This window comes from Streptomyces sp. NPDC012935 (assembly GCF_042900345.1).
Classification (GTDB): domain Bacteria; phylum Actinomycetota; class Actinomycetes; order Streptomycetales; family Streptomycetaceae; genus Streptomyces.
This window is the reverse complement of sequence record NZ_JBIBBC010000007.1, coordinates 301,560-315,101: the sequence shown is the minus strand read 5'-3', so window position 1 is coordinate 315,101 and position 13,542 is coordinate 301,560. Positions and strand designations below refer to the sequence as shown.

Sequence of the window (13,542 nt, the reverse complement as noted above, 5' to 3'; positions counted from 1 at the left end):
CCAGACCAATCAGCTTGTCAAGACCTGTCACCGGGTTCGACAAGTGCCACAAGGGGCGCGGGGAACTGCGCGACCAGCCACGACACAGCCGCAGCCGCAGCCGCAGCCGACCAACAACCCAGCGCGGCACCCTCCTTAGTCGTCATCGGCCAAGCCGGCGGCAGCCTCATGCATGGCCAGTTCGAGCAGCGCCGGGTCGGTGAGGGTGCCGGTGCCGTCCGGTGGGACCAGCCAGCGGGTGCCGCCGGTGGCACGGCCCGGGTACGGAACGACGATCCAGGTCCCGGCCCCGGCGGTACGGATGCCGGTGCCGAGCCAGCGGGCGGCCGTGCCGGGCGGCACGAAGAAGCCCATGCGTGCGTCGCCGAAGTCGACCAGGACCGGGCCCGGTTGGTCGATGATGCGGGTGAGCACATCAAGGGTCGGATAGCCGAGCTCGCCCGGCAGGATGAGTACGTCCCAGGCCTTGCCCGCCGGCAGCAGGGCGACCCCGAGGGGGTTGCGCTCCCACTCCCAGCGGCAGGCTTCGGGATCCGGCGCAACGGATGCCAGCCACTCGACCGCCGTCTTCGCCCCTGTCATGACGGTGACCTCCCTTTTCCTTGTGGACGCCGATCGCGTCACGAGGAAGAGGGAGGCCTACCGGCAGGCATTACGCGGGTTCTCCCCGCCAGTTTCGGGTGAGCTGGGTCACAGACTTTGCTGAGCGGGCTTCAGCTGTCGAAGCCGAGGCCCAGCCGGTCCATCGTCTTGAGCCAAAGATTGCGCCGCCCGCCCTGCGCGTCGGCCCGGGCCAGCGACCATTTGGTGAGGGCGATGCCGGTCCAGGCGAAGGGCTCCGGCGGGAAGGGCAGTGGCTTCCTGCGGACCATTTCGAGCTGTGTGCGCTCCGTCCGCTCCCCCGCCAGCAGGTCCAGCATCACGTCCGCGCCGAACCGGGTCGCGCCGACGCCGAGGCCCGTGAAGCCCGCCGCGTACGCCACGTTGCCCTGGTGGGCGGTCCCGAAGAACGCCGAGAAGCGCGAGCAGGTGTCGATCGCGCCGCCCCACGCGTGCGTGAAGCGGACGCCCTCCAGCTGCGGGAAGCAGGTGAAGAAGTGCCCGGCGAGCTTGGCGTACGTCTCCGGACGGTCGTCGTACTCGGCCCGCACCCGGCCGCCGTACGGGTAGATGGCGTCGTAGCCGCCCCACAGGATGCGGTTGTCGGCCGAGAGGCGGAAGTAGTGGAACTGGTTGGCCGAGTCGCCGAGGCCCTGGCGGTTCTTCCAGCCGATCGACGCGAGCTGGTCCTCGGTGAGCGGCTCGGTCATCAGGGCGTAGTCGTAGACCGGGACCGTGTACGCGCGCACGCGCTTGACCAGGTTCGGGAAGATGTTCGTGCCGAGAGCGACCTTGCGGGCGCGGACCGAGCCGTACGGAGTCCGTACGGCCATCCCCGTGCCGTACGGCTTCAGGGTGAGGGCGGGGGTGTGCTCGTAGACGCGGACGCCGAGGTCCAGGCAGGCCTGCTTCAGCCCCCACACCAGCTTGGCCGGGTTGAGCATGGCCACGCCCCGGCGGTCGTAGAGACCGGCCTGGAAGGTCGGTGAGTCGACCTGCGCCCGCACCGCCTCGGTGTCCAGGAACTCGACGCCCTCGGCGAGGCCCTTGTCCCGCAACTCCTCGTACCAGTCGCGCAGTTCCGTCGCCTGGTAGGTCTCGGTGGCTACGTCGATCTCGCCGGTGCGTTCGAAGTCGCAGTCCAGGGAGTAGCGGGCGACCGCCTTCTCGATCTCGTCGAGATTGCGGGCGCCCAGCTCCTGAAGCCTGTGGATCTCGTCCGGCCAGCGGGTGAGCCCGTTGGACAGACCGTGGGTGAGGGAGGCGGCGCAGAAGCCGCCGTTGCGGCCCGAGGCGGCCCAGCCCACCTCGCGGCCTTCGAGCAGCACGACATCCCGCTGCGGGTCGCGCTCCTTGGCGATGAGCGCGCTCCACAGTCCGCTGTACCCGCCGCCGACGACCAGCAGGTCGCAGGTCTCGGCCGTGGTGAGGGCGGGTTCGGGGTGCGGGCGGCCGGGGTCGTCCAGCCAGTACGGGACCGGCTGGGCGTCGGAGAGTGCCTTCGTCCAGTGATTGCCAGAACTCATGGCGCTTGGGGCCATGATTTCAACTCCCTACAGGGGTTTATGCCTTTTGCTTCTTACGGCGGTTTCCGATGGCCATGGAGGCCAGGACGAACAGTACGGCGATGATGAACATGGCCGTACCGATGACATTGATCTGAACGGGCGTTCCGCGCTGGGCCGAGCCCCAGACGAACATCGGGAAGGTGACGGTGGAGCCCGCGTTGAAATTGGTGATGATGAAATCGTCGAAAGAGAGCGCGAAGGCGAGCATCGCGCCTGCCGCGATTCCGGGGGCGGCGATAGGCAGGGTGACCCGGACGAACGTCTGGAAGGGGCCGGCGTACAGGTCCTGCGCGGCCTGTTCCAGCCGTGGGTCCATCGACATCACGCGTGCCTTCACCGCTGTCACGACGAAGCTCAGGCAGAACATGATGTGCGCGATGAGGATCGTCCAGAAGCCGAGCTGAGCGCCCATGTTGAGGAACAGGGTGAGCAGCGAGGCGGCCATGACGACCTCGGGCATCGCCATCGGCAGGAAGATCAGCGAGTTGATGGCGCCCCTCGCGCGGAAGCGGTACCGGACCAGCGCGAAGGCGATCATCGTGCCCAGCAGCGTGGCGCCGAGGGTCGCCCAGAACGCGATCTGGAGGCTGAGCGACAGCGAGCCGCACAGGTCCGAGACGCCGCAAGGGTCCTGCCAGGCGGCCGTGGAGAACTCCTGCCATTCGTAATTGAAGCGCCCCTTCGGTTTGTTGAAGGAGAAGATCGTCACGATGACATTGGGCAGGAGGAGATAAGCGAGCGTCAGCAGTCCCGCGATGACGACGAGATTGCGCTTGAGCCAGTTGACGAAGGTCATATTAAACCAGATCCTCCGTGCCGGACCTGCGGATGTAGACCGTCACCATGACAAGGATGGCGGCCATGAGGATGAAGGAGAGTGCCGCGGCCGTCGGATAGTCCAGAATCCGCAGGAACTGCGTCTGGATGACGTTTCCGACCATACGGGTGTCCGTGGAGCCGAGCAGGTCCGCGTTGACGTAGTCACCGGCCGCCGGAATGAAGGTCAGCAGCGTTCCGGAGACGACTCCGGGCATCGACAGCGGGAAGGTGACCTTGCGGAAGGTGGTGATCGGCTTGGCGTACAGGTCGTTCGCCGCCTCGTGCAGCCGTGGGTCGATGCGCTCCAGCGAGGTGTAGAGCGGCAGGATCATGAACGGCAGGAAGTTGTACGTCAGACCGCACACCACCGCGAGCGGCGTGGCCAGTACACGGTCGCCGGAGGTCATGCCGAGCCAGCTGGTGACGTCCAGGACGTGCAGCGTGTTGAGGGCGCCGACGACCGGGCCGCCGTCCGCGAGGATCGTCTTCCAGGCGAGGGTGCGGATCAGGAAGCTGGTGAAGAACGGCGCGATCACCAGGATCATGATCAGGTTCCGCCAGCGGCCCGCCCGGAAGGCGATGAGGTAGGCGAGCGGGTATCCGAGGACCAGGCACAAAATCGTCGCCGAGCCGGCGTAGAGCACCGAGCGCAGGAACTGCGGGTAGTAGTCGGACAGGGCGTCCCAGTAGGTCGCGAAGTGCCAGGTGACCTTGTAGCCCTCCTCCAGGGAGCCCGTCTGCACGGACGTGGAGGCCTGGTAGATCATCGGCAGCGCGAAGAAGACGACCAGCCACAGGATGCCGGGCAGCAGGAGCCAGTACGGCACCAGGCGCCCGCGTTTGCGGGGCGGCTTCTGCTCCGGGGCGGTCGGGGTGAGAGGCGGTGGCGCCTCGGTGACTGTCGCCATCAGACCGCCGCCTCTTCCTGGATGCCGGCGTCGATGTCCTGGTCCGCCGACAGGCCGAAGGTGTGCGCCGGGTTCCAGTGCAGGACGACCTCGGCGCCGGGTACGAGCCGGTCGTCCCGGTCGATGTTCTGGGCGTAGACCTCGAACTCGGGGCAGACGGGGCTGTCGACGACGTACTGCGTGGAGACGCCGATGAACGAGGAGTCCGCGATCCTGCCGGTGATGCGGTTGCGGCCCTCGGGTATCTCGCCCGCCTCGTCGGCGTGCGTGAGGGAGATCTTCTCGGGGCGTACGCCGACCAGCACCTTGCCGCCGGTCGCCGTGGCCGCACCGCACCGCGCCTCGGGCAGGACGAGCTTGCCGCCGGCCGCCTTCAGCACGATGTCGTCGCCGCTCTTGGTGTCGACCTCGGCCTCGATGAAGTTCGAGGTGCCGAGGAAGTTGGCGACGAACGTCGTGCGCGGGTTCTCGTAGAGGTCGGTCGGCGAGCCGAGCTGCTCGACACGGCCCGCGTTCATCACGGCGACCGTGTCGGCCATCGTCATGGCCTCCTCCTGGTCGTGCGTGACGTGGACGAAGGTGATGCCGACCTCGGTCTGGATGCGCTTGAGCTCCAGCTGCATCTGGCGGCGCAGCTTGAGGTCGAGGGCGCCGAGCGGCTCGTCGAGGAGGAGCACCTTGGGGTGGTTGATCAGCGCGCGGGCGACGGCCACACGCTGTTGCTGGCCACCGGACAGCTGGTGCGGCTTCTTGCGGGCCTGCTCGCCGAGCTGGACGAGGTCGAGCATCTCGTCGACCTGCTTCTTCACGCTCTTGATACCGCGTCGGCGCAGGCCGAAGGCGACGTTCTCGAAGATGTCGAGGTGCGGGAAGAGGGCGTACGACTGGAAGACCGTGTTCACCGGCCGCTTGTACGGCGGGAGCGCGGTCACGTCCTGGTCGCCGAGGTGAACGGTGCCGGAGGAAGGTTCCTCCAGGCCGGCGATCATGCGCAGGGTGGTGGTCTTGCCGCAGCCGGAGGCGCCGAGCAGGGCGAAGAAGGAGCCCTGGGGCACGGTCAGGTCGAGCGGGTGTACGGCATGGAAGGAGCCGTAGGTCTTGCTGATGCCGGAGAGGCGGACGTCGCCGCTGGTGTCGTTCGTCATGGTGGTCACGCCCCTGTGAGCTTCGCGAACTTCTCTTCGTAGGCCGTCTCTTCCTTCGAGCTCAGTGAGCGGAAGGCGCGGGAGGCAGCCTGCATGGCCTTGTCGGGGAGGATCAGCGGGTTGTTCGCCGCGTCCTCGTCGATCTTCGCGAGCTCTTCCTTCACGCCGTCCACGGGACAGACGTAGTTGATGTAGGCGGCGAGCTCGGCGGCGGGCTTCGGCTCGTAGTAGAAGTCGATGAGCCGCTCGGCGTTCGTCTTGTGACGGGCCTTGTTGGGAATCAGCATGTTGTCGCTGGACGTCATGTAGCCGCTGTCCGGGATGAGGAAGTCGATGTCCGGGCTGTCGGCCTTGAGCTGGACGACGTCACCGGCCCAGGCGAGGCAGGCCGCGAAGTCTCCGCTGGTGAGGTCGGAGGTGTAGTCGTTGCCGGTGAACCGGCGGATCTGCTTTTTGTCGATGGCCTTCTGGAGCCGGGCGATCGCCGCGTCGTAGTCGTCGTCGGTGAACTTGGCGGGGTCCTTGCCCATGTCGAGCAGGGTCATCCCGATGGTGTCGCGCATCTCGGTGAGGAAGCCGACGCGGCCCTTGAGCTTGGGGTTGTCGAGCAGGTCGGAGACCGTCTTCACCTCGACGCCGTCGAGCGCCTTCTTGTTGTAGGCGATGACGGTCGAGATGCCCTGCCAGGGGTACGAGTACGCCCGTCCCGGGTCCCAGTCGGGGTTGCGGAACTGCTGGGAGAGGTTGGCGAAGGCGTGCGGCAGGTTGGAGGGGTCCAGTTTCTGGACCCACCCCAGGCGTATGAGGCGCCCGGCGAGCCAGTCCGTGAGGACGATGATGTCGCGCCCGGTCTCCTGGCCCGCCGCCAGCTGCGGCTTGATCTTCCCGAAGAACTCGTTGTTGTCGTTGATGTCCTCGGTGTACTTGACCTTGATGCCGGTCCGCTTCGCGAACTGTTCCAGCGTCGGGTGGTGCTTGCCGCTGTCGTCGACGTCCATGTACTCGGTCCAGTTGGAGAAGGAGACCTGCTTCTCCTTCGCCGAGTGGTCCTCGGCGGACGTGCCGCCCTCGGTCTTGCCGGCGGCGGGGATACCGCAGGCACTGAGCGTTCCCAGTCCGCCCACTGCGAGAGCGCCGCCGGTGGAGGCGCGCAGCAGGGAACGGCGGGTCATGGCGGCCCGGCCGTTGCGCAGGCTGCGCCGCATGGCGGCCACTTGGGCCGGGGACAGGCGGTCGGGCTCGTACTGCTCCATGCGTGTGGTGCCCTTTCGGGAGATCGGGAGGGAGGGGAGGCCGGCCGCGGGGAGGGGCGAGGCGGCCGCGCCGATCTGATCCGGTCGGGTCCGGCGTCCCGCCTGGTCGAGTCCGCTCAGGCCGGGGCCGGTCCGGTCCGGCTATCGGTCCCCGAAGACGGTGCGATGCCAGTCCTTCCTGGCGACCGCCGTGTTGTCGAACATGACGTGCTTGATCTGCGTGTACTCCTCGAAGGAGTACGCGGACATGTCCTTGCCGAAGCCGGACGCCTTGTAGCCGCCGTGCGGCATCTCGCTGATGATCGGGATGTGATCGTTGACCCACACGCAGCCCGCCTGGATCTCGCGGGTGGCGCGGTTCGCCCGGTAGACGTCGCGGCTCCAGGCGGAGGCGGCGAGCCCGTACGGGGTGTCGTTGGCGAGCCGGATCCCGTCATCGTCGCTGTCGAACGGCAGAACGACAAGGACCGGCCCGAAGATCTCGGACTGGACGATCTCGCTGTCCTGGGCGGCATCGGCGACCAGGGTGGGCCGGTAGTACGCACCCTTCTTGAGATCGCCCTGCGGGGCCTCACCGCCGGTGACCACGCGCGCGTAGGCACGCGCACGGTCGACGAACCCGGCGACACGGTCGCGCTGGACGTGCGAGATGAGGGGCCCGAGATCGGTGCCGGGGCTGAAGGGGTCGCCGAGGCGGACGCTCTCCATGAGGGCGGCGGTGCGCGAGACGAACTCCTCATAGAGCGGCCTCTGCACATACACGCGCGTGGCGGCCGTGCAGTCCTGCCCGGTGTTGATGAGCGAGCCCGCGACGGCGCCGTTGGCGGCGGCCTCCACGTCGGCGTCGTCGAAGACGACGAAGGGCGCCTTGCCGCCCAGCTCCAGGTGGAGCCGCTTCACCGTGGCCGTGGCGATCTCGGCGACGCGCTTGCCCACGGCGGTGGAACCGGTGAAGGAGGTCATGGCCACGTCGGGATGGCCGACGAGATGCTCGCCGGCCTCCTTGCCGGTCCCGGTGATGATGTTGATGACACCGTCGGGGATGCCCGCGTCCGTGGCGGCCTGGGCGAAGAGGAGCGAGGTGAGCGGGGTGAGCTCGGCGGGCTTGAGCACGATGGTGTTGCCCGCGGCGATGGCCGGGAGGATCTTCCAGGCGGCCATCTGGAGCGGGTAGTTCCAGGGGGCGATGGACCCGACGACACCGATGGGTTCGCGGCGGACATAGGAAGTGTGATCGCCGGAGTACTCCCCCGCTGACTGCCCGGCGAGGTGTCGGGCGGCCCCCGCGAAGAAGGAGGTGTTGTCGATCGTGCCCGGCACGTCGAACTCACGGGTCAGCTTCAGCGGCTTCCCGCACTGCAGTGACTCCGCGCGGGCGAAGTCCTCGGCACGCTCGGCGAGGACGGCGGCGAAGCGGTGCAGCGCGTCCGAACGCTCGCCCGGGGTGGCTGCGGCCCAGGCGGGGAACGCCTCGCGCGCGGCGGCGACTGCGGCGTCGACGTCCTCGGTGCCGGCCAGGTCGTATGTGTAGACCTCCTCGCCGGTGGCGGGGTCGACGACGGCGTGCGTACGGCCCGAGGTTCCCTTCACCAGACGGCCCGCGATGAACTGCGCGCCGTCCGCGAAGCGGTCTTGGGCCGGGAATCGTTCCGGGGTGGCGGTGCCCGGGTTGTGCATGTCGCTCTCCTCCGTGTCCCCTGGAGGGACCGCAGTGGGGTCGGCGTGGGGTGGCGTGGCTCAGGCTCGATTTGAGTGCCGATCCTGACAGAGCAAGGAGGGTCCAACAAGTGATTCCGTTGTTGCCTTTTGGTTACGCGACGGAATCTGTCGACCAGGTGTCGAGTTGGCCTTGAAAACCCGGGACGGATTGTCGGTGGTGCGTGCCAGACTCGGCCATATGGCGAAGATCGATTCTTGGGACGTCCTGATCAGGGAGGTCCGCGCGGGGACGAGAGTCAAATATCTGCACTTCTGGGGGCACCGGCCGCGACCGGACGGACAGCTGAGCGCGAGTTGTCTGAGCCAGTGGTGGCCGTCGCCGTTCACGGTGGCCGGCGTGTCGTACGCGACCGCCGAGCACTGGATGATGGCCGAGAAGGCCCGGCTCTTCGGGGACGCGGAGGCTGAGCGGCGGGTGCTGGGGGCGGGGCATCCGGCCGAGGCGAAGAAAGCCGGGCGGCTCGTGCGCGGGTTCGACGACGCGGTGTGGGAGCGGGAGCGGTTCCGGATCGTGCTCGAGGGGTCGGTCCACAAGTTCTCGGCGGATGCGGAGCTGCGGGGGTTCTTGCTGGGGACGGGGGATCGGGTGCTGGTGGAGGCCAGTCCGGTGGATCGGGTGTGGGGGATCGGGCTGGCGGCGGGGGATGACGGGGCGGGGGATCCGGAGCGGTGGCGGGGGCCTAATTTGCTGGGGTTTGCGTTGATGGGGGCGCGGGAGCGGTTGCGGGGGTAGGGGTGTTTTTCGCCCCCGCCGCCCCTACCCGTCCCATCCTTGAAGGGGCTCCGCCCCTTCGACCCCGCCAGGGGGCGCTGCCCCCTGGACCCCCGCTCCTCAAACGCCGGAGGGGCTGAATTTCCGGCGCAGGTCCAGGCGATCCAGCCCGTCCGGCGTTTGAGGACGAGGCCGTCCAGGCCGACAGCGGGGGTCTGGGGGCGGCAGCCCCCAGGGACGGGACGGGTAGGGGCGGCGGGGGCGAAGAAATCCCCCCGCTCACTACACCGTCGAGATCAACACCGCCAGCATCCCCAGCCCCAGCACCAACCCCGCCGCCCCACAGATCATCCCCGCCAGAGCCTGGCCCGGGTTCGTCGCCTCCCCCCGCCGCGCCTTCCCCCGCCCGATCGAGCCGAAGATCAACGCCAGCGCACCCATCACGATGGCCACCGGCCACAGACAGAAGATCGCAGCGGAGATGATCCCGAGCACGAGCCCCGCCGTGCCCATCCCATTGCTGGGCATGGGCTGCACACCGGGCCACCCGTAGTAGCCCCCGGCACCGGGACCCACACCCGCACCCGGCAGCGGATAACCGTGGACAGGCGCGGGATAGCCGTACGCAACCTGCCCCGGCCCGCCGGGCGCGATGGGCGGCGGCGGCACGGGCTCACCGTGGGCTGCATAGGGAAGGGACGCCGTCGGAGGCGCGAAAGGCCCGGCCTGCGAGTGGGGCGACGTGGGCCCCGGCGCCGCGAAGGGGTTGGGGTTCGACCCGCTCGGCGGCCCCGCAGCGCTCGGCCCGGGCGACGGGTTCACCCACGACGGCGGCGTCGGCATGCCCGAGGACGGCATGGATGTGACCGTCTGCTGATCGTGCACGGATGGTGCGGGCCAGGTCAGCGGGTCGTTCGAGGCGACGGTGTAACCGGCTCCCCCGGCCGCGGAGGAGACGGGGGCGGAAGCCTGCCCGTCCTCGACCGGAGGCGCCCACGGATCCGGCTCGGCCGGGGACGCCTTCCTCCCCGTCTTCTCCAACGAGGTTCTCGGATCCGGCTCCGGCGAAGCCGGCCCCCCTGCGGCCGCGCCACCCGATCCCTCCGCCGCCCCCGGCATCTGCGCGTCGTCGGACATGCCCGACCCCCCTCCGTCGTATGTGCCGTCATGCTAAGGCCCGGGCATCCCCGGCAAGGCCCCGGCATACGATGACCCCGAGTCACCGATCAGCCGATCACCCACGTCCGGCCGACCACACACCCGGCCAAGGACGCCGTTCCTGGGGAGGAACCTTGACCGACAACCTCGTCGACGCCCGCGTCCCGCGCGATCTGCATGCCTTCATCGCCGGACTGCCCAAGTCCGAACTGCACGTCCACCACGTCGGCTCCGCCTCCCCCCGCATCGTCGCGGAACTCGCCGCCCGCCACCCCGACTCCAAGGTCCCCACCGATCCCGAGGCCCTGGTCGACTACTTCACGTTCACGGACTTCGCGCACTTCATCGACGTGTACCTGTCCGTCGTGGATCTGATCCGCACCCCGGAGGACGTACGGCTGCTGACGTACGAGGTGGCCCGCGAGCTGGCCCGCCAGCAGGTGCGGTACGCCGAGCTGACCATCACCCCGTTCTCCTCCACCCGCCGCGGCATCGACGAGAGCGGCTTCATGGCGGCGATCGAGGACGCCCGCAAGGCGGCCGAGGCCGAGTTCGGGACCGTGCTGCGCTGGTGCTTCGACATTCCCGGCGAGGCCGGACTGGAGTCCGCCGCGGAGACCGTGCGGCTCGCCACCGACGACCGGCTGCGCCCGGAGGGCCTGGTCTCCTTCGGGCTCGGCGGGCCCGAGATCGGCGTACCGAGGCCGCAGTTCAAGCCGTACTTCGACCAGGCCATCGCCGCCGGTCTGCACTCCGTGCCGCATGCCGGGGAGACCACCGGCCCGGACACCGTCTGGGACGCGCTCACGCACCTGCGCGCCGAGCGCATCGGGCACGGCACCAGCTCGGCGCGGGACCCGAAGCTGCTCGCGCACCTCGCCGAGCACCGGATCCCGCTGGAGGTGTGCCCGACCTCCAACATCGCCACGCGCGCGGTCCGCACGATCGACGAGCACCCGATCAGGCAGTTCACCGAGGCCGGCGTCATCGTCACCATCAACTCCGACGACCCGCCCATGTTCGGCACCGACCTCAACAACGAGTACGCGGTCGCCGCTCGCCTCCTCGACCTCGACGAGCGGGGCCTGGCCGACCTCGCCAAGAACGCCGTGGACGTGTCCTTCCTCGACGAGCCGGGCAAGGCGCGGATCAGGGCCGAGATCGACACGTACACCACCGACTGGCTCGCCTCCTGAGCACGCGGCGCCCTCCACGCCTCGGCACATCACCCTCCCCCGCCCCCGACCGGAATGCCCTCATGCAGAACGTGACCGCCGTGGCCCACCGCGGCGACCCCTACCGCGTCCGCGAGAACACGCTCGCCTCCCTGCGCTCCGCGCTCGAACGGGGCGCGCACGCGGTGGAGATCGACGTACGGCTCACCAAGGACGGCGTGCCGGTACTGCTGCACGACGACACGCTGAAGCGGCTGTGGGAGCAGGACCGTCCGCTGCTCGCACTGTCCGCGGCCGAGGTGCGCGGGCTGACGGCGGGCGAGGTCCCGACGCTTCAGGAGGCGCTGACGGCCTGTGACGGGAGCCGGGTGATGCTCGACCTGCCGGGCACGCCCGACGTGCGGGCGGCGCGCCGGGTGGTGGACGTCGTACGCGAGTGCGGGGCACAGGACCGCGTGTACTACTGCGCGGGCGCCCCCGCCATGCTCGCCGTGCGGGCCGCCGACCCGGCCGCCGAGATCGCCCTGACCTGGACGACGCTGGCACCGCCGCGCCCCGCCCTGCTGGACGCGGTGCGCCCGCGCTGGCTCAACTACCGCTTCGGCCTGGTCGACCACGCCCTCGCCGAGCGCGTCCACCGCGGCGGCCACCTGCTGTCCGTCTGGACCCCGGACACCCGGCGCTCGATGCGCCGCCTGCTGGACCTCGGCGTCGATTCGATCACGACCAACCGCGTCGACGTCCTCCTCGGCCTGCTCGCCGCCCGGTCCGACGCCGCAAGCCGCTAGACGCGCGAGCGTTGAGGCACCGTCGCCGGGTCGGCCGGGGTCGCGCGGGTGAGGTACTGCGGGACCGGTGCGGTGTCCTTGCCGTTGTCGCGGACCTGGCCGTAGCGGATCGCGCCCTGGTCGGGGCCGGTCCGCACGTCCTTCTCGGCCTCCTGCCAGGTCGACGGGAAGACGATGACGCCGTAGTCGGCGCCCCGTTCGTTCTGGTTGAGGGTGACCGAGCCGTCGACGTAGAAGTACTCGTTCTGCCACATCTGCTGGGTGCCGTCCGGCAGGACCGTGTAGCCGGTGTCGGGGCCGCCCATGCCGGTGGTGCCGGGACCGGTGGTGTCGTCCATGCGGCGGCCGCCGCCGGAGGCGACATGGAAGAGCCTGCCCTTCAAGCCGGTCCAGGTCGGCATGACCAGCGCGCCGGGCCGCGACTGCGGGGAGATCTGCCAGCGCACCAGGATGTAGCCCTGCCCGCTGAGCGTCACCTTCTCACCGCGGTGCTGCATGACGGCCTTCGCTCCCCAGGTGCTGATGATGCCGGACTCGGGGCGGTGCGGCAGCACGGCGGGCTGGGCGTTCGGGTCCGGCGCTCGGTCGACGGTGTCGACGACCGTGCCGTACAACTCGGCCTTGCGCGACTGCGACGCAGACGGCGGCGGGGAGGGTGATGGTGAGAGCCCGGCCGCCGGTGACTCGGGCGGGGTCGGCGCCGGCGGGCGGGCCGTGCTCGCCGCGGTGGGGGCGACGGCGCGGGGCGGGGCGTCCGGGGTCTGGGTGACGACGTACGCGCCGCCCGCAACGAGCGTGGCCCCGGCCGTCACCGCCACGGCCGGCTGGGTGATCGCGGCCATCACCTTCGCGGACCAGCCGACGGAGGCCGCCGTGGCCGTCGCCGCTACCGCCGTCTTGCCGCCGAATGCCAGCGACAGCGTGAAGCCGACCGGGATCGGGACGAGCGCGATACCGACGAGCAGGCGTTCCGCGGGGACGACGGCCTCGCGGGTGTCGCCGCAGTAGCCGCATCCCCTGATGTGCCGGGCCAGTCGCTTGCGCCAGACGGAGTCCGGGCGCCCGTTCCAGCGGGCGGCCAGTTCGCGCAGGTCGGCACAGGCGCCGTCGAGTGCGCGGACGATGCCGCGCGCGGTCTCCAGCCGTTCCTTCACGCGCTGGACGCGAACCGCCGCGTGCTGTCTGCTGATTCCGGCCGCGGCGGCCAGTTCGCGCCGGGTCAGCTCGCCGGCGACCTCCAGCCACCACAGCGACAGCAACTGCCGGTCCTCGTCGTCCAGCCAGCGCACCGCCTCCGCGACCTCACGCCGCTGCCCCTCCAACTGCAGCCGCAGGACGGTGAGTTCGGCGAAGTCGGTGGCCTCGCGGGTCGCCGACTCCTCGAGCCGGTCCGGCTGTCTGCGGCGGGCCCGGTCCCGGATCTGCCGCATGGCGATCGCGACGAGCCAGGAGCGGAAGCTGTCCGGGTCCCGCAGCGAGCCGAGGTTGTCGACGGCGCGCAGCATGGTCTCCTGGACGACGTCGTCGACGTCGGCATGGCCGTTCAGGGCGCGCCCGACGACGTTGTAGACCAGCGGCAGCCAGCCCTCCACCAGTTCGTCCAGCGCCCGCCGGTCACCGGCCTGCGCTGCCGCGATGGTCGAGCGCCACTGCCTGCCGGCTCCCTCGTCCACGTAGGTCCTCTCCCGGGTCATGCG

General features: G+C 69.8%; 13 protein-coding genes and 1 pseudogene. 4 read left to right on the top strand and 10 right to left on the bottom strand.

What is annotated here, in order from left to right:
• Nucleotides 1-135: 135 nt before the first annotated feature.
• The 7 genes from ACFY5C_RS19900 to ACFY5C_RS19870 form a co-directional block, all read right to left on the bottom strand.
• Nucleotides 136-582 (bottom strand): hypothetical protein, encoded by a 447-nt coding sequence (locus ACFY5C_RS19900; RefSeq protein ID WP_389445925.1) that lies wholly within the window; start codon nt 580-582, stop codon nt 136-138.
• Nucleotides 583-713: 131 nt separating this feature from the next.
• Nucleotides 714-2,141 carry an NAD(P)/FAD-dependent oxidoreductase gene (locus ACFY5C_RS19895; RefSeq protein ID WP_389445922.1) on the bottom strand — a complete coding sequence of 476 codons (1,428 nt, stop codon included), beginning with the start codon at nt 2,139-2,141 and terminating at the stop codon, nt 714-716.
• A gap of 22 nt (nt 2,142-2,163) precedes the next feature.
• Nucleotides 2,164-2,964 (bottom strand): ABC transporter permease, encoded by an 801-nt coding sequence (locus ACFY5C_RS19890; RefSeq protein WP_389445920.1) that lies wholly within the window; start codon nt 2,962-2,964, stop codon nt 2,164-2,166.
• A 1-nt stretch (nt 2,965) separates the two neighbouring features.
• On the bottom strand, nt 2,966-3,895 hold the full coding sequence (locus ACFY5C_RS19885; RefSeq protein WP_389445917.1) for an ABC transporter permease: 930 nt from the start codon (nt 3,893-3,895) through the stop codon (nt 2,966-2,968).
• Nucleotides 3,895-5,040 (bottom strand): ABC transporter ATP-binding protein, encoded by a 1,146-nt coding sequence (locus tag ACFY5C_RS19880; RefSeq protein ID WP_389445914.1) that lies wholly within the window; start codon nt 5,038-5,040, stop codon nt 3,895-3,897. Before ACFY5C_RS19880 ends, ACFY5C_RS19885 begins: the two co-directional genes overlap by 1 nt.
• A 5-nt stretch (nt 5,041-5,045) precedes the next feature.
• The gene (locus ACFY5C_RS19875) at nt 5,046-6,293 is read right to left on the bottom strand and encodes a spermidine/putrescine ABC transporter substrate-binding protein (protein ID WP_389445912.1); all 1,248 of its coding nucleotides are present in this window, start codon (nt 6,291-6,293) and stop codon (nt 5,046-5,048) included.
• A 141-nt stretch (nt 6,294-6,434) separates the two neighbouring features.
• Nucleotides 6,435-7,970 carry a gamma-aminobutyraldehyde dehydrogenase gene (locus ACFY5C_RS19870; RefSeq protein WP_389445910.1) on the bottom strand — a complete coding sequence of 512 codons (1,536 nt, stop codon included), beginning with the start codon at nt 7,968-7,970 and terminating at the stop codon, nt 6,435-6,437.
• Nucleotides 7,971-8,190: 220 nt separating this feature from the next.
• Here ACFY5C_RS19870 and ACFY5C_RS19865 point away from each other — a divergent pair, with 220 nt between their 5' ends.
• Nucleotides 8,191-8,745: an NADAR family protein gene (locus tag ACFY5C_RS19865; RefSeq protein WP_389445907.1), complete on the top strand. Its 555-nt coding sequence runs from the start codon at nt 8,191-8,193 to the stop codon at nt 8,743-8,745.
• A 138-nt stretch (nt 8,746-8,883) separates the two neighbouring features.
• Here the strand turns inward: ACFY5C_RS19865 and ACFY5C_RS19860 are convergent.
• Nucleotides 8,884-9,061: pseudogene (locus tag ACFY5C_RS19860) on the bottom strand (cobyrinic acid a,c-diamide synthase); the annotation flags it as partial.
• Nucleotides 9,007-9,252, bottom strand: a complete 246-nt coding sequence (locus ACFY5C_RS19855; protein WP_328878910.1) for a DUF4190 domain-containing protein — start codon at nt 9,250-9,252, stop codon at nt 9,007-9,009. The gene ACFY5C_RS19855 and the pseudogene ACFY5C_RS19860, both read right to left, overlap by 55 nt.
• Before the next feature lie 214 nt (nt 9,253-9,466).
• Here ACFY5C_RS19855 and ACFY5C_RS19850 point away from each other — a divergent pair, with 214 nt between their 5' ends.
• The 3 genes from ACFY5C_RS19850 (at nt 9,467) to ACFY5C_RS19840 (ending at nt 11,845) form a co-directional block, all read left to right on the top strand.
• Nucleotides 9,467-9,601, top strand: coding sequence for a hypothetical protein (locus ACFY5C_RS19850; protein WP_389445904.1), 135 nt, complete (start codon nt 9,467-9,469; stop codon nt 9,599-9,601).
• A gap of 415 nt (nt 9,602-10,016) precedes the next feature.
• On the top strand, nt 10,017-11,078 hold the full coding sequence (locus tag ACFY5C_RS19845) for an adenosine deaminase (RefSeq protein ID WP_389445901.1): 1,062 nt from the start codon (nt 10,017-10,019) through the stop codon (nt 11,076-11,078).
• Between the two features lie 62 nt (nt 11,079-11,140).
• The gene (locus ACFY5C_RS19840) at nt 11,141-11,845 is read left to right on the top strand and encodes a glycerophosphodiester phosphodiesterase (protein WP_389445898.1); all 705 of its coding nucleotides are present in this window, start codon (nt 11,141-11,143) and stop codon (nt 11,843-11,845) included.
• Here the strand turns inward: ACFY5C_RS19840 and ACFY5C_RS19835 are convergent.
• Entirely contained in the window at nt 11,842-13,539 is a 1,698-nt protein-coding gene (locus ACFY5C_RS19835) for a sigma-70 family RNA polymerase sigma factor (protein ID WP_389445896.1), read from the bottom strand. The two genes, ACFY5C_RS19840 and ACFY5C_RS19835, sit on opposite strands and share 4 nt — an antisense overlap.
• Nucleotides 13,540-13,542 lie beyond the last annotated feature (3 nt).